20 protein-coding genes and 1 riboswitch are annotated in these 16506 nt (G+C 42.3%); of the genes, 6 read left to right on the top strand and 14 right to left on the bottom strand.

What is annotated here, in order from left to right; genetic code table 11:
• Positions 1-116: 116 nt before the first annotated feature.
• On the top strand, positions 117-560 hold the full coding sequence (locus MHB38_RS05790) for a CotY/CotZ family spore coat protein (protein ID WP_008348434.1): 444 nt from the start codon (positions 117-119) through the stop codon (positions 558-560).
• 37 nt (positions 561-597) lie between these two features.
• Here MHB38_RS05790 and MHB38_RS05785 read toward each other — a convergent pair whose 3' ends face one another.
• The 10 genes from MHB38_RS05785 to MHB38_RS05740 form a co-directional block, all read right to left on the bottom strand.
• Positions 598-1173, bottom strand: a complete 576-nt coding sequence (locus MHB38_RS05785) for a CotO family spore coat protein (RefSeq protein WP_047945549.1) — start codon at positions 1171-1173, stop codon at positions 598-600.
• A 113-nt stretch (positions 1174-1286) separates the two neighbouring features.
• Complete coding sequence (fabI, locus tag MHB38_RS05780) at positions 1287-2063, bottom strand: enoyl-ACP reductase FabI (protein WP_003211867.1); 777 nt, start codon at positions 2061-2063, stop codon at positions 1287-1289.
• A 149-nt stretch (positions 2064-2212) separates the two neighbouring features.
• Positions 2213-3019, bottom strand: a complete 807-nt coding sequence (gene thiD, locus MHB38_RS05775; protein WP_144610187.1) for a bifunctional hydroxymethylpyrimidine kinase/phosphomethylpyrimidine kinase — start codon at positions 3017-3019, stop codon at positions 2213-2215.
• A gap of 17 nt (positions 3020-3036) precedes the next feature.
• Positions 3037-4050 (bottom strand): thiazole biosynthesis adenylyltransferase ThiF, encoded by a 1014-nt coding sequence (locus tag MHB38_RS05770; protein WP_341002763.1) that lies wholly within the window; start codon positions 4048-4050, stop codon positions 3037-3039.
• Positions 4047-4814 carry a thiazole synthase gene (locus tag MHB38_RS05765; protein WP_035392407.1) on the bottom strand — a complete coding sequence of 256 codons (768 nt, stop codon included), beginning with the start codon at positions 4812-4814 and terminating at the stop codon, positions 4047-4049. Before MHB38_RS05765 ends, MHB38_RS05770 begins: the two co-directional genes overlap by 4 nt.
• A 4-nt stretch (positions 4815-4818) precedes the next feature.
• Positions 4819-5022: a sulfur carrier protein ThiS gene (gene thiS, locus MHB38_RS05760; RefSeq protein ID WP_017367025.1), complete on the bottom strand. Its 204-nt coding sequence runs from the start codon at positions 5020-5022 to the stop codon at positions 4819-4821.
• Positions 5019-6131 carry a glycine oxidase ThiO gene (gene thiO / locus MHB38_RS05755; protein WP_050827160.1) on the bottom strand — a complete coding sequence of 371 codons (1113 nt, stop codon included), beginning with the start codon at positions 6129-6131 and terminating at the stop codon, positions 5019-5021. The genes thiS and thiO overlap by 4 nt, the downstream gene beginning before the upstream one ends.
• Positions 6115-6732 (bottom strand): thiazole tautomerase TenI, encoded by a 618-nt coding sequence (tenI, locus tag MHB38_RS05750; RefSeq protein WP_035392414.1) that lies wholly within the window; start codon positions 6730-6732, stop codon positions 6115-6117. Before tenI ends, thiO begins: the two co-directional genes overlap by 17 nt.
• A complete protein-coding gene (gene tenA, locus MHB38_RS05745) occupies positions 6707-7417 on the bottom strand; it encodes a thiaminase II (RefSeq protein ID WP_017367022.1) in 711 nt (236 codons plus the stop codon). The genes tenI and tenA overlap by 26 nt, the downstream gene beginning before the upstream one ends.
• Before the next feature lie 78 nt (positions 7418-7495).
• Positions 7496-7605: riboswitch (TPP riboswitch) on the bottom strand.
• Positions 7606-7658: 53 nt separating this feature from the next.
• On the bottom strand, positions 7659-9506 hold the full coding sequence (locus MHB38_RS05740; protein ID WP_007498989.1) for a monovalent cation:proton antiporter family protein: 1848 nt from the start codon (positions 9504-9506) through the stop codon (positions 7659-7661).
• A gap of 160 nt (positions 9507-9666) precedes the next feature.
• On the opposite strand from MHB38_RS05740, the gene prpE reads away from it, so the two are divergent.
• Positions 9667-10410 (top strand): bis(5'-nucleosyl)-tetraphosphatase PrpE, encoded by a 744-nt coding sequence (prpE, locus tag MHB38_RS05735; protein ID WP_039963415.1) that lies wholly within the window; start codon positions 9667-9669, stop codon positions 10408-10410.
• A 40-nt stretch (positions 10411-10450) separates the two neighbouring features.
• Here prpE and MHB38_RS05730 read toward each other — a convergent pair whose 3' ends face one another.
• The 4 genes from MHB38_RS05730 to MHB38_RS05715 all read right to left on the bottom strand — a co-directional run bounded on the left by MHB38_RS05730 (position 10451) and on the right by MHB38_RS05715 (position 13256).
• Positions 10451-11344 carry an RluA family pseudouridine synthase gene (locus tag MHB38_RS05730; protein WP_057079819.1) on the bottom strand — a complete coding sequence of 298 codons (894 nt, stop codon included), beginning with the start codon at positions 11342-11344 and terminating at the stop codon, positions 10451-10453.
• A 17-nt stretch (positions 11345-11361) separates the two neighbouring features.
• The gene (locus MHB38_RS05725) at positions 11362-12162 is read right to left on the bottom strand and encodes an NAD kinase (protein WP_008355343.1); all 801 of its coding nucleotides are present in this window, start codon (positions 12160-12162) and stop codon (positions 11362-11364) included.
• 65 nt (positions 12163-12227) lie between these two features.
• A complete protein-coding gene (locus MHB38_RS05720; RefSeq protein WP_008348457.1) occupies positions 12228-12857 on the bottom strand; it encodes a GTP pyrophosphokinase in 630 nt (209 codons plus the stop codon).
• 33 nt (positions 12858-12890) lie between these two features.
• On the bottom strand, positions 12891-13256 hold the full coding sequence (locus MHB38_RS05715; RefSeq protein WP_008348459.1) for a UPF0738 family protein: 366 nt from the start codon (positions 13254-13256) through the stop codon (positions 12891-12893).
• Between the two features lie 217 nt (positions 13257-13473).
• On the opposite strand from MHB38_RS05715, the gene MHB38_RS05710 reads away from it, so the two are divergent.
• The 4 genes from MHB38_RS05710 to MHB38_RS05695 all read left to right on the top strand — a co-directional run bounded on the left by MHB38_RS05710 (position 13474) and on the right by MHB38_RS05695 (position 16423).
• Positions 13474-14049: a CYTH domain-containing protein gene (locus tag MHB38_RS05710; RefSeq protein WP_007498999.1), complete on the top strand. Its 576-nt coding sequence runs from the start codon at positions 13474-13476 to the stop codon at positions 14047-14049.
• A gap of 25 nt (positions 14050-14074) precedes the next feature.
• Entirely contained in the window at positions 14075-14839 is a 765-nt protein-coding gene (locus MHB38_RS05705) for a lytic transglycosylase domain-containing protein (protein WP_008348461.1), read from the top strand.
• 277 nt (positions 14840-15116) lie between these two features.
• Complete coding sequence (locus tag MHB38_RS05700; protein WP_007499001.1) at positions 15117-15515, top strand: globin domain-containing protein; 399 nt, start codon at positions 15117-15119, stop codon at positions 15513-15515.
• Positions 15512-16423 carry a ClpXP adapter SpxH family protein gene (locus MHB38_RS05695; RefSeq protein WP_007499002.1) on the top strand — a complete coding sequence of 304 codons (912 nt, stop codon included), beginning with the start codon at positions 15512-15514 and terminating at the stop codon, positions 16421-16423. Before MHB38_RS05700 ends, MHB38_RS05695 begins: the two co-directional genes overlap by 4 nt.
• Positions 16424-16506 lie beyond the last annotated feature (83 nt).

The raw sequence follows: 16506 nt of genomic DNA, 5'->3' as shown, positions 1-16506 counted from the left end.
CTTCCGCATTGATTGACATTAGATGCATCAACCGGCGAGACACGTAATAAAGCTTATAGATGATGATGACAGTGCTCAAACACTCAAACAAATTTCCTTGTATAGGAGGGTTGAATATGAGCCGCAAACATTCATGGAACTGTGTAGCAGAGGCTGTTGAAAACATAAACGACTTACAAAATGCCGTCGAAGAGGATTGCCCGACCAGCTGTTACAGCAATCTCCTTTCTCCATCACATTCATTAGGTGACACTGTCCCGTTTGTTCTATTTACCTCAAAATCAAAACCATTCGTCGCATTCGGAAACGTCGGAGAAGTAGATGCTGGCCCTTGCTTTAGCACTGCATTTTTCAGAGTCGAACACATCTCTGATCACTGCGCAACACTCAGCTTGCTTATTGCATTTGACAAAGATCGTCATATTTTAGATTTTACAGATAAAGATTCCGTATGTGATGTGTTCCGTTTAGAAAAATCAAAATATTGCATTGAAGTAGACCTTGACTGCTTCTGCGCAATCGAGTGCTTAAATCCAAGACTCATCAACCGTAGCTGCTAACAAAAAAAGTCCCGTTATGGGACTTTTTTTATGTTCATTAAAAACCAAGTGGATGAATAGAAGAAATATCACCAATTGCTAATTCCACTGGATTACCGCCGCCTGCCGTGCGGATGACCACCATATTGTCTTTTCTCTCCATGATGATCCCTCTATATGTTTTTCCATCGGCTTCAATGAGGCAAAGCGCTCTCGGCATATTATGCGGCAGACTTGTAAGAAAATCGACTTTCTCCTCGATATTCATTTGGCTTAACGGCTTCTTCACTCGTTTTCTTCTTGGTTCTTCTTTTGTTTCATGAAATACGCCTTCTGGCTGTTTTTCTTGTTCTTGTACTGGCTCTCGATTTTGTGAATTATCTTTTTCTTGATTGATCTCCCGCTCTTGCTGTAGCGCAGGCGGCTCTTCTTTTTTCTGCTTTACTTCCTGTGATACAGGTTCTTGCACGCTCTCTTCGATTGCATCCTCTTTGGCGCTTTTTTTGGTTTCTGAAGGTTTTTCTGACTTCTTGCGCTTTCTCACAATATTTTGCATGGCCGGCGCTGATTCATCATAGCTCGGCTGAACAATATACATAAGCGGCTTTTGATTCTCATCACCTTTATTTGACATACTAATCCCTCCCGAATGATTCATTCCTTATATATATGAGAGGACACCCCAAATCAGAAGAAAAATAAAAAACAGCATACCAGTGATTGGTATGCTGCAAATCAATTATTCGTTTAGCGGGCAATGATATGGAAGCCAGAATCAACATGAAGATTCTCACCTGTCATGCCGCGGGATAAATCACTGAATAAGAATAGTGCTGTATCGCCAACTTCTTCAGGAGTCGTTGTACGGCGAAGCGGTGCACGCTCTTCAATATCCTTCAGGATCGTATTAAAGCCGCTGATTCCTTTTGCAGATAACGTACGAATTGGACCAGCAGAAATGCTGTTCACACGGATGCCTTCCGCTCCAAGATCAGCTGCTAAGTATTTCACACTTGCTTCAAGGGCTGCTTTTGCTACACCCATGACATTGTAGTTAGAGACAACGCGCTCTCCGCCTAGGTAAGTAAGTGTGACAATGCTTCCGCCTTCTGTCATGAGCGGACGTGCTGCTTTTGCTACAGCTGTTAGTGAATAGGCACTAATGTTGTGCGCTAAAAGGAAACCTTCACGGTTCGTGTTCAAATATTCACCGACAAGCTCTTCTTTGTTCGCAAATGCAATCGCATGTGCAACACCATGGATGACTTGTACTTTTTCTTTAATCGTTGCAAAACATTTTTCGATTTCTTCATCACTTGTCACATCACAAGGAAGAATAATGGAATCATCACGCTCTAGCGTGCTTGCTAGTTCTTTTACTGATTCTGCCAGACGATCTCCAACATAAGTAAAAATCAAACGAGCTCCTGCTTCGTGAAGTGAACGAGCGATCCCCCAAGCGATGCTTCGTTTATTGGCAACACCCATCACCACAATATTACGGCCTTCTAAAGAAAAGTTCATATGTATTAAAGCCTCCTATTTTTTCAAGACATAGTATTAGTACCTGATCATAATCTTATCACATATCATGAGATATTGACAATTTCCGTTGAAAGAAAGTTTTTATTTCAGAAAAAAGACCGTCCTCACAAGTGAAGACAGTCTTCTTTTTATGCTTTGACTCTGTTTTGCTGATAAGCAAAGTGGTTAGTCGGTCCGTGCCCAGCGCCAATATTCAGAGGAAATTTGATCGCCTCATGGACAAAGGTTTCTGCCGTTTCAAAGGCTTCCTTCATGGAACGACCTTTTGCTATTTCTGCCGTTAATGCCGCTGCAAATGTACAGCCTGTTCCGTGTGTATGTGGTGTATCAATATGTTCATTACTGAGTTCAAAAAAGCTTTTTCCATCGTACAAAAGGTCTGTAATGAGGCCGCCTGAAGGACTATGACCTCCTTTGATCACAACATAGCACGTGCCAAGCTCATAAAGTCGTTCAGCTGCTCTATGGCGATCTTCTTTTGTCTGAATGCGCATGCCTGTCAGCACTTCTGCCTCAGGGAGATTCGGTGTGACTGCATAACTGACAGGCAGTAACTGTGTTTTCATAGCAGAGACCGCATCTTCATTTAATAAAGAGGCGCCCCCTTTGGCAATCATGACTGGATCGACAATTAGTTTCAAGTCATATTGCTTCGTTTTTTCAGCAACGACACTGATCATTTCAGCACTCCACAGCATTCCTGTTTTAGCGGCATCTGGCAACAAGTCTTCTGCTACTGCATCAATTTGACTTTCGAGCGCCTCGATAGACAGTGGATAAATACCGTGAACACCAAGTGTGTTTTGCGCTGTAATGGCCGTAATGGCGGACATTCCGTACACACCAAGCTCCTGAAAGGTTTTCAAGTCTGCTTGAATACCTGCTCCACCACCAGAATCAGTACCTGCGATGGATAATGCTTTTTTAATCGTCATGTCATCTCACCCTCTCATTAGCCAATCCATTGATGATAAATCGTTCTCGCTTTCGCAATATCATTTGTCCCATGTACAAGCGCTCTGCCATCTTTGAATAAAACAAGCTTGTACTCATCCTTCTGACACGAAAGCAAATAAGGATTTTCCAGCACATCCATTCCTGCTTTCTTTAGCTGACGTGCTACTTCATGAAGCGCCGGGGGTGCCCCTAGTGCACTGCGAATTTGTACAGTATTTCGTCCACATAATACATCTGCTTTTGCTCTTTGATCATATGAGAGAAATGGATATGTCTTAAGACCGCAGCTTGGACATTGTTTCTTTTTTAAAGACGTAACGGATCGAATATCAGATCGCTCGTTTGTCCATAAATCAAACGATCTTAATACCGGCGTGATGTGGTGTCCTGTTAAAAGCTTCAGTGCATCCGCCACTTGATAGGCCGCAACCTGCTGCACTACTGGAATAATAATTCCTGCTGTATCACATGTCATGCCTTGTGGCGGTAAATGCTCAAGCAGGCAGTGTAAACATGGTGTTTCACCAGGAATCACTGTGAATTGAATACCATAGCTTGCTACACAGGCTCCATAAAGGAACGGAATTTGATGTTTGACGGCCGCATCGTTCGCAATCATTCTCACCTCAAAATTATCCGCTGCATCCACGATGATGGATGCCCCGCTGACGTACTCATCAATATTTTGAGCGTTCACGTCAATGACGATTCCTCTCACATGAACGTCACTGTTCACCTGCTTGAGTCTTTTCTCAGCAGCCACAGCCTTTGGCAACCGATCAAGAACATCTTGTTCTGTGTATAGCTGCTGACGCTGCAGGTTGCTCCATTCAATATAATCTCTATCCAAAATGGTGACAGATCCTACGCCGGCACGGACAAGCATTTCAGCACTCGATGTTCCAAGTGCCCCAGCCCCAATAATGACGGCCTTTGAGGCATGTAGCCGTTTTTGTCCTTCTGTTCCAATCGGCCTAAAAAGCTCTTGGCGTGAATAACGTGTGCTCAAAATGCTGGCATTCCTTCCTGCGGACTGCTGGCTGTTCCATAGTTTTTGAGTGGAATACGGCCTGCCTCGAAACCGAGTCTTCCAGATTCAATCGCCAGCTTCATCGCTTTAGCCATTTTCACAGGGTCCTTTGCGCCAGACACGGCTGTATTCAGTAATACAGCATCAGCGCCCAATTCCATCGCATAAGCAGCATCCTTCGGCGAACCTACACCCGCATCAATAATAACTGGCACCTTTGCCTGTTCGATAATAAACGATAGATTCAGAGGGTTTAAAAGCCCTTGACCTGAACCGATTGGAGAAGCACCTGGCATAATGGCATGGACACCAAGTTCTTCTAATTTCCTTGCCAGCACCACATCATCTGACGTATATGGCAGCACGATAAAACCTTCTTCTAATAGCATTTCAGATGCTTTTAACGTTTCGACTGGATCTGGCAGAAGAGACCTTGAGCAGCCAATGACTTCTACTTTGATCATGTCACACAGTCCAGAAGCTTTCGCTAAACGGGCAATCCGCACCGCTTCTTCCGCTGTACTTGCCCCTGCAGTATTTGGCAGCAATGTATAGGCTGATAAATCGAGCTGCTCTAAAAAATTGGGCTGTGATGGTTCAAATATGTCCATTCTTCGCACAGCAAAGGTCAAAATTTCAGCTTCTGATACGTTGACCGCCTCTTTTTGAACTTCAAATGATGGATACTTTCCTGTCCCTAGTAATAGTCTTGATGTAAATGTTTTTCCGCCAATGCGCAGCATGGTGTCATCCTCCTCCTACAAAGTGAACGATTTCAATCGTGTCATTTGGTTGAATTTTTACCTGTTGAAAGGCTTCTTTATCTATAATTTCTTGATTTTTTTCAACGATCACCACTCGGTTTTCAAGTTGATAGGCTGACAGCAGATCAAAAATCGTGCCATTTTCCTTATCGAAATCAACCATTCTTCCATTCAATTGAATTTTCATACGAACAATGCCTCCTTTCGCCCAATACGAAACGCATGAAGCCATTCCTTGTGAACAGACTCGCCTACTATCAAGCCGCGAATGATTTCCCCCGTAATTGGCGCAAGTAAAATGCCATTTCGGTAATGTCCCGTTGCAAAAAGAATACGCTCGTCTTCCGGATGTTTTCCGATATAGGGGTGCCGGTCGCTTGTCGCTGGCCGAAGACCTGCCCAACATTGATCAATCGGCATCTCTCGAATAGAAGGCATGAGCTGAGATGCTTTGTGAATAACTGCTTCAATACCGCCAAGTGTCGGAACGGCCTGCCAGTCATTCGGTTTCATCGTTGCACCAATCACTAGCTTACCGCTATCCCTTTGAACGATATAACAATGATCATGATAGATGGTGTGTGCAAGCGCTGGACCGTTATTCCAAACAGACACGCATTCTCCTTTTACAGGATAGAGAGAATGTGATAACCCCAGTTCTTCTAAAAAACGGCCTGACCATACACCACTTGCTACAGTCAGATGATCACATGTGAAGATGCCTTTAGCTGTACTGACTGTCAAAGTTTCTTTTCCCCTCTTCACATCGATAACGGGGGTAAACTCCTTCACATCCGCTCCGTGCCGAACAGCCGCCTGCCAAAAAGCCCTGCATACCGCATATGGCTCGACATGTACATCATCTGCTATCAAGCCTGCTCCTACGATGTCATCTGCTATTTGAGGCATACGTTCTTTTACGCTGCTTGCTTCAAGCCATTCAAATGTGGGCAAATGCTGCATCCGGCAAAGCGCTCGCTTTTCTTGTTCTGTAAAAGCCACCTTCATAATCCCGCCCACTGATGTCCGAATATCAATGCCCGATTCACGCTGAAGGTCGACCGTTAATTTTTCATATAAAACCTGACTTTGTCTGCCTACTTGAAAGAAAATATCCTCATCACCTTCTCCTTCAGCATGTGCACCCAGCATGCCAGCAGCCGCACTCGTCGTTTGCTTCCCGATCTCATTTGCCTCAAATAAGACAATCTGCTTTCCTGCTTTTGCAAGGTGATAAGCGATCGACATCCCTATGATTCCACCACCAATGATTGCAACATCATAATGCTTGTTCATAAGGATTCTCCTTTCGCTTTTTAGAAAATATTTGCGCCATTTTGCGCGGCTGAGGATGAGCAAAAATCCCCGACATGACGGCTATTCCCTTTAAATCAACATGCATCAATTCTGGCAGTCGTTCTGGTGTGATTCCACCAATGACAACGACTGGAATGGACAGCGAAGAAGTCATGTCTTCCACAATCTTTATGCCTCTCGCCTGAAGTCCGGGTTTGCATGCGGTATCATACACATGCCCAAACATGACATACTCTGCCCCGTTCTTCTCTGCTGCTTTGGCTTCTTCTATCGAATGAACCGATACCCCCGCATGGAGGTGAGGAAATTTTTGTCTTAATTCCTTTGGCGAAAAGCTGTGTCCTGGAAGATGAACCCGGTGAATATTGGTCAGCAGCGCAACGTCAACTCGGTCATTGATAATCAGCTTTTCTTTCGGAACACCTTCTGCTAGTAGTTGTTTCACGAGGTGAACCAGCTCACCTGCTGCCTTCGATCGTTCACGAATATGAATAAAGTCTACTTCAGACGCAATGTCTTTTATTTGCTTGATGAGCTCCCTGACAGGAAGCGTATCATTTGTCACTGCATGGAGTTCCATTTGCACCAACCCCATCTAAGCATGCTGTCTGCCACATTTCTTTTTCATACGCCATCTCCCAGAAATGGTATTCGTAATAGCTTGAAATCACGAAATTTTCTTTCATATTAGCCCGCACATGTTCTGGCGCTTTTTCTGCAAGTTCATCAAAACGGTTCACCTGTTCAAAAACAAGCTCTTTAAACCAATCCCCACCATATGTCAAAATCCATTCTTGATAAATCGGATGGTCAGGTGTTGTTTGTTTCAGTTTTTCTCCTACCTCATAATAAAGCCAGTAGCACGGCAATAATGCGGCTAAAATTTCTTCAAAACGACCGCTTTTCACAGATCGGTACATATGCGAGGTATATGCATAAGCAGTTGGAGAAGGTTTAAAGTTTGCCAGCGCTTCATCAGAGATCTGGAGCAGTTCTGTGAACTTTCTATGCAGTGATAGCTCTGCTTCATACGTACCCTGCGCATGATATGCCATTCTGCCTGTCGTATGTAAGTCCTCACTAATGGCGGCTCCATACGATTGTACTTTTGCAAAATGAGTTAAATAGTACGAATCCTGCATCACATAATAAGTGAACCGATCGAGTGAAAGTGTGCCATCACCAATCCCTTTCACAAAAGGGTGTGTAAAGCTCCCATTCCACCATCTAGCTGCTGCTTCTTTACATTCGTTTGAAAATGTCATGTTCCTCTCCTCCTGTTTTTCCATATAAAAAAACCACTTTCCGCGTGGAAAGTGGTTTGGAATTTGTAAAAAGCATAGTCAAACACCGCACCACTTCCCTACGCAGGTATGAACCTGTTCAGGTAATGAGGGTCTAAAAGTCTACACTTTTATCTCAGCCCTTTTAAAGGACTCCCCTAGTGGATCAAACATATATTGTTGTACCTCTATCTTAATCAGGATTTGTTCATCGGTCAAGGGTTCATTGCAACTCTAATTGGGCTCTAAGTCCTGCCACATACTCCCGGGAGCCAGACACAAGCACGCGGTCACCGCTTCTAAGCGTCGTATCCCCATGCGGTACTAAGCTGTCAATTCCTCTAAAAATACGGACAAACACCAAATCGCCGGTAAAAGGAAATTCCCTCAGCATGACATTATGATACCGATGATTGTTCATTTGAATTTGATACAAAGAAGAATCCTCATTTGTTAACAAGCGAATCGCATCAGGTGCTTCAATCAATGCCCTCAGCACCGTTTTAGATGATAAGAAGTTAGAAAAGGTATCGATCCCTGCTTCCTTTAGAGTCAGCTCGGCTTCCGCTTTGTTAACACTTGCAATGACTTGTTTAGACCCTTCTTCTTTTGCAAATAAAGCAATTTCCTTATTTTTCGTTTCACTGCCTGTAGCCACAACGAGTACATCCTCTTGACCGATGCCAGCCTGCCTGAGCGTATCATCGTCATATTGTTCAATCGCTTCAACTTCAAAGATGGAGTCAGCAAGCAAGGCTTCTTTATTTTCCTGAAAGACGTGTAAAATACGGATATCATATTCATCCTGATGCAAATCAAGCGTCACAGGTAACGTCAGCTGATTCGCTCCAATAAACGTCACACGCTTTTTATGATTGGTTTCACGTTCTTGTTTAAATAACGCCTTAAACCAAACAGGCGTTAAAACACTCGTGAGCACAGCGACTAGAATAAGGGCTCCTGACATTTTATGATCAATGACACCAAGCCGCTCACCAATCGTTGCAGCAGCAATAACTAGGGATAACGTCGAGGTTAATAAAAAACCAGAACCGATAACTTTTTTCATGTCATACCATTTTTTTAAATAAAGAATCGGAACGAGTTTACTAAGCAATAATGCGATAAACAGCAGCGGAATCATGATCATGATGGTTGGATCTTTAAAGAGTGACCATATATTCAGGTCCACACCGACCATCACAAAAAAGATCGGAATTAAAAATCCATAGCCAAACGAGTCCAGCTGCTGTACGAGTTCTTTATTAGGCGAAAGAAGAGACACAAGCACACCTGCTAAAAAAGCCCCAAGAATATTTTCAGCACCGAGTGATTCAGATAAGGCAACTAAGACTATAATGAGAGTAAAGATGGCTCTTGTCCCAATTTGCACCGTTCCTTTTGACATGGACTGAAAAATGGACTTTGTCTTAAATACCCGGCCAAATAAATAAAGAAGAATACCTGCCGCAAATAATAATAAGAGCAACCACATGTTCCCTGTTCCATCGCCATAAATGGAGGAAAACACAGCAAGTAAAATCATTGTCACCAAATCAGCAATGACGGCTACAAGCAAAATGATTTGACCAATATTCGTTTGCATCAACTTTTCCTCTTTTAAGGTAGGAACTACCACACCCAATGAGATGGTGGAAATAATAAGCGTCATTAAAAAGGCATTTTGAATAAATCCTGCAAGGACAAACGCATAAGACAGGATAAAGGACATACAAAATACGCCAACAAAAATAATGGTCGCTGTTTTAAATGTATTCGGTTCTTTTAATCCATTTGGTAGTTCTCGCGCTTTCTTCTTTGATTCAAAAGAAGAAAAATCTATTTCAAGTCCACTTAAAAACATAAGAAAAATAAAACCTAGCATGGATAACGTATCTAGCCATGCGTCGTGTTCAACAACTAGTTGAAGACCACTTTTTCCAATGATGAGCCCCATGATGATTTCAGCGACAACGACCGGGATGGTCAGCTTAAATCGGTGCAATAAAATGGGGGTGAAAAAGGCTACAATAATAACGACAACGAGTGATGAAACAGATGTATGCTCCATTGGCTAAAGCCTCCTAACATTCATGTTTAATTTTTAAGTTTTACGTTAAAGCATTGATTCTAACAATTGCCCAAATGAAATGAAAGCCATTCGTTATATTTTCTAAAATTCAAACTTCTTTATATCCGATAAATGGATGAAAAAATCAGGAGGAACCTTTATGAAATTCGATATCATCGGCGATATCCACGGCTGCTACGAAGAGCTGCTTACCCTCATACACAAACTAGGATACGAACTCAAACACGGACTACCTGTCCACCCTGATAAGAGAACACTGGCCCTTGTTGGTGATTTAACAGACCGCGGCCCTCGATCAGTTGCCGTGATGCAATTTGTCATACACGCCTATTCTAAGGGCGCCATCCGCTATGTGCCTGGCAACCATTGTTTTAAGTTGTATCGCTATTTGAAAGGAAATCCCGTAAAATTACTGCACGGCATTGAAACAACGGTAAACGAAATCAAAAAACTGCCGCATGATGAACAAACCATTTTATCACGTGAATTTAAACATTTATTTGAAAAGGCACCGCTTTATGATGTACTGATTCCGAATGAACTGATCATTGCACACGCAGCAATGAAGGAAAAGGATATTGGCAAAAAACCGAACAAACAGATGAGGTCTTATCTATTATTTGGAGCAGTCACCGGAGAAACATGGCCAGACGGTCGACCTGTCAGGAAGGACTGGGCAAAGGAATATCACGGAAAACCATGGATTGTGTACGGGCATACACCCGTAAAAGAACCAAGATTTATCGGTAGAACGGTTAACATTGATACAGGCTGCGTCTTTGGCCACAAGCTCTCTGCCCTTAGATATCCAGAGCTTGAGACAGTATCTGTTCCTTCATCTATGCCATATGATGATTCAAGATTTCAGCATTTCACGCAATAAAAAACCCGGTCCACCATGACAGGTGACCGGGTTTACTTGTTTACTGAAGCAATAATGTCATATCATCCGGCAAAGGAGCCGAAAAGGTCATGGACTCCCCTGTTATCGGATGCGGAAAAACAAGGGTTTCACTATGAAGTGCCTGCCTGCCTATTCTCTCGCTTGTTCCACCATATAGCGTATCTCCAACAAGCGGATGACCAAGGAATTGCATGTGAACACGAATTTGATGTGTTCTTCCCGTTTCAAGGGTGAGGGACACATCAGACATATCTAAATGAGTATGTACCGCCAGCACCGTATAATGTGTTACGGCTTCCTGACCAGATTCATCCACCATTCGTTCAATAATGCTGTCCCCTTTTCGAGCAATTTTTGCTCTAATTGTTCCTTCCTTTTGCGTGATCATGCCGTGTGTCATGGCTCTATACGTTCGCTTGACTTCCCCTTTTTTCTGCGCCTTTGATAAAAGGCTGTGTGCAAAGCGATGTTTAGCGACTAACATGACACCAGAAGTATCACGATCAAGACGGTTCACCAAGTGGACAGTCAGTCGAACGGACTGCTTAGCATAATGGTGAAGCAACCCATTTGCAATACTATGCTCAGGGTGCTCTCGAGAAGGAATCGATGGAATATATGGCTTTTTATTCAGCACAAGCACGTGCTCGTCCTCAAATAAAATATCAAGCGGAATGGCCGCAGGTTTTAGCCCTTCACTCACTTTTTCCTCGGGAAATAAAATGGTGAGCCTGTCTCCCTCGCGCAGCTCATATCTCACGGTCACATGCTCTCCATTAATCAGAAGGTCACCGCCATCAAATTTAATATCTGTCAGCATTCGTTTTGAAATGCCAAGATCGATTAAGTAGTCCTTCAACAGCCTGCCTTCTTCTTTGGCTGATATGGTTTTGTTTATCTTAAAGTATTCCAGCGAGAACAACCTCTTTCTTATTCTCCTTTGCCGATAAAGGAATCTTGCACCCTTTTCCAAAATGGAAATGGTCTAAATCGGGCAAACCGGACATTCTCGTCTGCCACTCGGCATTGAATGGATTTCACATCTTTATGCAGCAGCGACAAATGATCTATCGTCACCTGAAAATCCACATCATTAATCGGTTTGATCACACACGTATGGTGGTCCGGCAAAATGAGCGGCGAACCGACCGTTCTAAACACTCTGTTGTTGATTGAAGCCATTTCTGCCAGCTGGATCGCCCTAATGGATGGGTGAATAATAGCCCCGCCAAGTGCCTTATTATAGGCTGTACTGCCAGATGGTGTAGACAAACAAAGACCATCTCCTCTGAATGTTTCAAAAAGCTGACCCCTAATCTCAACATCTGCCACAAGTGTACCTTCCATACTTTTAATCGTACATTCATTCATTGCTAAATATTTTTCTTCCCGGCCGCCATCGTTGTACCTGACGATGACTTCAAGAATCGGATATTCCACAATATGATAAGGCGTTTTGGCAATGGCTAACACAAGCTTTTCTATTTCACTCGGTACCCAGTCCGCATAAAAACCAAGATGGCCTGTATGTACGCCGACAAAAGCGGTTTCGTTCAGACGGTTGCTATACCGGTGAAAAGCGTATAAAAGGGTTCCGTCTCCGCCAACTGTAATGACGAGATCGGGTTCCTCTTCATTTAATTCCATTCCAAAATCCAATAAGTAGGTCTGTATTTTATTTTTGAGTGTGTCAGATACAGAATTCCCTTTCGAAGAAACTGCAAATTTCATGAATTCTTCTCCTTTTCCACCTTGCTGCGACGAGAAAGCAGCATCATATTTGATCAAGCTTAGGCTCAGCTATCGTTTTTCTTTTTCCGGGAAAATGCCACTTGCGCTTCTTGAATTTCCCCTCTGATTTCAGACATCTCATCATCAAGAAGAGATGCTGCCTCAGAAGCTCTTTGAAGGCGCTGCTTGACCTTCTCCGGGATATTCCCGCTATATTTATAATTCAGAGAATGCTCGATGGTCGCCCAAAAGTTCATGGCTAATGTACGGATTTGTATTTCGACGAGGAGCTGCTTCTCTCCATTGATCGTTTGCAGCGGATATAACACAACAAGGTGGTACGAGCGGTATCCGCTTTCTTTATGTTCTGCAATATAGTCGCGTTTATCTACTACCACGAAATCTTTTCGTGACTGAAGCATTTTCTTGACGACTTGTATATCTTCTACAAATTGGCACATAATGCGAAGCCCTGCAATATCCTGCATCGTTTCAATCTCATGCATCGGGATGTTTTTACGCTTTGCCTTTTCCAATATGCTGGCAACGGGTTTCACTCGGCCAGTGACAAATTCTACTGGTGAATGGTCATCCTCAAATTCATACAGTTTTCGGATGCCTTTTAGTTTCACTTTTAATTCTTCGACTGCTTGCTTATATGGTGCGAGGAATTGATCCCATTGTTTTTTGTCCATGAAACTTCCCCCAATTCCAAATACCTAATTATTTCAGAGGAATGTGCTCTTCACTTTCTCTTCCATATCTCCGTAATTGGCATTGTCTTTAATATTGTCGATTAAATAGTTTAATTCCTGATGAAGTTGAATGAGTTCTAGCGTTTGCTCTTCCGCCGCCAAATAGACAGGGATTTCACGATTCATTGCTTCTTTTAATGGAGCCCATGTATGTTCTCCTAAAATAAGATACGTAAAAGACTCCTCAGTCTCAAGTATGTAAACGAACGCAAAGTGATCAGAATCAACAAGCATTTGTCCTGATGCTTTTGCTTTTTGAATTTGCTCATCTGACTGGACCGTCAAGATCAGCCTGTCTTCTTTTAAAGTTGCTTCTGTGATTTCAATTCTGTTTTGCATCATGATCTCCTTTACAACAAAGTACAGCTTTATTTTATCATATCAAGTTCAATATTGATAAACCGAACTTTTTGAGAAAATTTGATTTCTCCATTTCGTTGTTCATTTTGCCTCATTTAGCATCTATATACGTCTCTTTTTAAGGAATAAATAAGAAAAAAAGAAGCTTTTCATGTACAATAATCATATTTCCTCTAAATGAAAGGTTGATGTCAAAATGGCACAGGAAATTGAGATAGAACTAAAACAATTATTAATGAAAGAAGAATTTGAACAGTTAAAAGAATATTTTCAATTAAAGGACGAGGACTTCCACACTCAAACCAACTATTATTTTGATACACCTCAATTTGATATAAAATCCAAATTCGCTGCATTACGAATGAGAGAAAAAGGCGGGCAGTGGGTCCTCACATTAAAGGAACCGCATGAGATCGGCCTTTTGGAAACTCACCAAACGATCGATCCTCCCGCAAGTCTTGAACATTTCCACCTGCCAGAAGGTGAAGTGGCAGACAGATTAGTACACCTTCACATTCAAAAGGATCAAATCGTGTATTTTGGTTCACTGGAAACGTCAAGAGCAGAAAAAATGATCAAAGAAGGCTTAATTGTTTTGGATCACAGCCGATATTTAACAGTAGAGGACTATGAACTTGAATTTGAAGTGAGCGATTTAGACATTGGACAAGCCGCTTTCACAGCATTGCTTCAGCAATTTCAGATCCCACCAAGACACACGAAAAACAAAGTCGTACGTTTTTATGAAGAAAAAATGAAAACAAAAGAATAGATGAATTCCTTGAAGGAGGAACATGATGAACGTCAATCAACTTCAATCCTTTATGCAGCTTCAAGCACTCAAAACGTTACAATCTGATAATGGACAAACACAACTCACAGCTGGACAAGAATCAAGCGCTGAGACTTCATTCCAGTCGCTGTTGCAAGATTTTTTAGGCGGATCAGAATTATCTCGACTCCCGCTTTCCATTTCTGCTTTCATGGGATCGGACCCATCAACGTCTCCGAACACGCAATATGCACGAATGAATCCATATTTATCTGCGATAGCGGGCAGTGAACAGCTTCAATCTCAGTCTCTTTATGCAAATGACAGCCAATTGAATACCGCAAATGGTATTGGAAACGTCTTAAATAACAGCTACACACCGCCCCTTCAAAAAGCTGTTTCAGGCTCTTCATCAAAAGAGATTAATCAAATCGTCTCACAAATGGCTCAAAAGCACGGAGTTCCAGAAAAACTGATCCATGCAGTGATCAAGCAAGAATCCGGTTATCGCACGAATGCTGTCAGCCATGCAGGTGCACTTGGACTGATGCAGCTTATGCCGTCTACTGCTAAATCACTTGGCGTGAACAATGCCTTTGATGCAGCCCAAAACATTGAAGGCGGAACGAAGTATTTAAAACAAATGCTTCAAAAATATAATGGAAATGTCTCACTCGCCTTAGCCGCTTATAACGCAGGCTCAGGGAATGTAGATAAGTACGGAGGTATTCCTCCATTTAAAGAAACACAAAATTATGTAAAGAAAATCACAGCTCAATATTTCGCCTAAACCGAAGAGAATAACCTCTTCGGTTTTTTGTATGTCGCTTTTCACCCTTTTTTGACTGAATGTGTTATGATATGGTCAATTGAACACGGAACCTGTCTCCCTCACTTTTCCCAAAGGACCAAAGCGGTTTGTTTGTGGAATTGAGTAGAGGTTGTTAAAATAAGTATACAATAATAGAAACAACAAAATAGAACAAACTGAATATCACTTTTGAAATACATGAAATTCGCAATAGGGTGAGCCATCCTATTAGCTACGAGTTAAAGGAGTAGTCAACATGGTACAATCGTTTAACGCACCTTACGAAGCGGTTGGAGAGGAACTTCTATCGCAACTTGTTGATACTTTTTATGAAAATGTAAAGTGTCATCCTTTGCTTCATCCTATTTTCCCGGATGACTTAAAAGAAACAGCAAGAAAACAAAAACAGTTCTTAACTCAATATTTAGGCGGACCGCCGCTTTATACTGAGGAGCATGGTCACCCAATGCTACGGGCGAGACATCTCCCTTTTCCGATTACTGAGGAGCGAGCGGACGCATGGCTTGAATGCATGGAGGATGCAATGGATCAAGTAGGACTAACCGGCGATATTCGTGACTTTTTATTTGAGCGACTGTCTTTGACGGCTCGTCACATGGTCAACCAAATACCTGAAAAGGACGGACGATCTTGAGCTGCAATCCGCATGAGCAATATTTCTCACATTGTCACGGACATCCTCAAAAGCCGATTGAAATCTATGTATTCATTGATCCTCTCAGCCCGGACTGCTGGTTATTAGAGCCATCAATTAAAAAGTTGAAAATGAAATATGGCCGTTTCTTCACTTTACGAACGGTTACAAGTTCTAGTATTAATGCTTTGAACCGGAAACGAAAAAAACATTTACTAACCGAAGCGTGGGGGAAATTTGCAACGAAAACTCAGACCAAAAAAGAACAAATGCTGTCTGAACAAATTGTGACATCACCTTATCTCGCCTCTCTTGCATTAAAAGCAGCTGAACTTCAGGGCAGAAAATGCGGAATGAAATTTTTACGACTCATTCAAGAATCGCTTTTTTGCCATCAGCAGGACGTCACCAGTGAACAAGTCTTGCTAGAAAATGCAAAAACGGCTGGACTGGACATTGAAGAGTTCCAGCGAGATATCCATTCTCAAAGTGCTGTCAAAGCGCTCCAATGTGATATGAAAATCGCAGCTGAAATGGATGTGTCTGAGCTTCCCACTTTCGCCTTTTTTAATACGATCAATGGTGAAGAAGGATTAAAGATTTCAGGTGCATATTCTTATGATATTTACGAGGAAATTCTCTTTGAAATGATTGGCGAAAAACCAACACCTTCAGAACGACCGCCAATTGAATGGTTTATCGCTTACTTTCAATTTGCATCAGCAAAAGAAATTGCCGTTGTATATGACCTGACCCTTGAAGAAGTTGAACGCGAGATGAAAAAACTCGCATTTGCTAAAAAGGTAGAACGTGTACAAGTACATCAGGAAATGTTTTGGCGTTATACAGAAGGAGACAATCATTCAGATCTTGATGTCTACCGCTGTGAGAATGAACATGGGTGCTGACCCATGTTTTTTCTTTACTCCCAAAAGAACATTTGTTCTATTTATAAGTACGAAGAAACCGCGCCGGGATAAGCGCGGTTTCA

It is taken from the genome of Bacillus sp. FSL K6-3176 (genome assembly GCF_038003325.1).
Classification (GTDB): Bacteria; Bacillota; Bacilli; order Bacillales; family Bacillaceae; genus Bacillus; species Bacillus altitudinis.
The sequence above is the reverse complement of the archived record's forward strand: the minus strand, read 5'-3'. Positions and strand labels throughout refer to the sequence as shown.

Excerpts from the sequence above, each read along its gene's own strand:
- MHB38_RS05710 (WP_007498999.1), top strand. The coding sequence starts at position 13,474 with ATGGCACAGGAAATTGAGATAGAACTAAAACAATTATTAATGAAAGAA.
- MHB38_RS05765 (WP_035392407.1), bottom strand. The coding sequence starts at position 4,814 with ATGCTGCGCATTGGCGGAAAAACATTTACATCAAGACTATTACTAGGG.
- MHB38_RS05725 (WP_008355343.1), bottom strand. The coding sequence starts at position 12,162 with ATGAAATTTGCAGTTTCTTCGAAAGGGAATTCTGTATCTGACACACTC.
- thiD (WP_144610187.1), bottom strand. The coding sequence starts at position 3,019 with ATGACGATTAAAAAAGCATTATCCATCGCAGGTACTGATTCTGGTGGT.
- fabI (WP_003211867.1), bottom strand. The coding sequence starts at position 2,063 with ATGAACTTTTCTTTAGAAGGCCGTAATATTGTGGTGATGGGTGTTGCC.
- MHB38_RS05700 (WP_007499001.1), top strand. The coding sequence starts at position 15,117 with ATGGTACAATCGTTTAACGCACCTTACGAAGCGGTTGGAGAGGAACTT.
- tenA (WP_017367022.1), bottom strand. The coding sequence starts at position 7,417 with ATGACATTTTCAAACGAATGTAAAGAAGCAGCAGCTAGATGGTGGAAT.
- tenI (WP_035392414.1), bottom strand. The coding sequence starts at position 6,732 with ATGGAACTCCATGCAGTGACAAATGATACGCTTCCTGTCAGGGAGCTC.
- thiO (WP_050827160.1), bottom strand. The coding sequence starts at position 6,131 with ATGAACAAGCATTATGATGTTGCAATCATTGGTGGTGGAATCATAGGG.
- MHB38_RS05740 (WP_007498989.1), bottom strand. The coding sequence starts at position 9,506 with ATGGAGCATACATCTGTTTCATCACTCGTTGTCGTTATTATTGTAGCC.
- MHB38_RS05790 (WP_008348434.1), top strand. The coding sequence starts at position 117 with ATGAGCCGCAAACATTCATGGAACTGTGTAGCAGAGGCTGTTGAAAAC.
- MHB38_RS05705 (WP_008348461.1), top strand. The coding sequence starts at position 14,075 with ATGAACGTCAATCAACTTCAATCCTTTATGCAGCTTCAAGCACTCAAA.
- prpE (WP_039963415.1), top strand. The coding sequence starts at position 9,667 with ATGAAATTCGATATCATCGGCGATATCCACGGCTGCTACGAAGAGCTG.
- thiS (WP_017367025.1), bottom strand. The coding sequence starts at position 5,022 with ATGAAAATTCAATTGAATGGAAGAATGGTTGATTTCGATAAGGAAAAT.
- MHB38_RS05720 (WP_008348457.1), bottom strand. The coding sequence starts at position 12,857 with ATGGACAAAAAACAATGGGATCAATTCCTCGCACCATATAAGCAAGCA.
- MHB38_RS05785 (WP_047945549.1), bottom strand. The coding sequence starts at position 1,173 with ATGTCAAATAAAGGTGATGAGAATCAAAAGCCGCTTATGTATATTGTT.
- MHB38_RS05715 (WP_008348459.1), bottom strand. The coding sequence starts at position 13,256 with ATGCAAAACAGAATTGAAATCACAGAAGCAACTTTAAAAGAAGACAGG.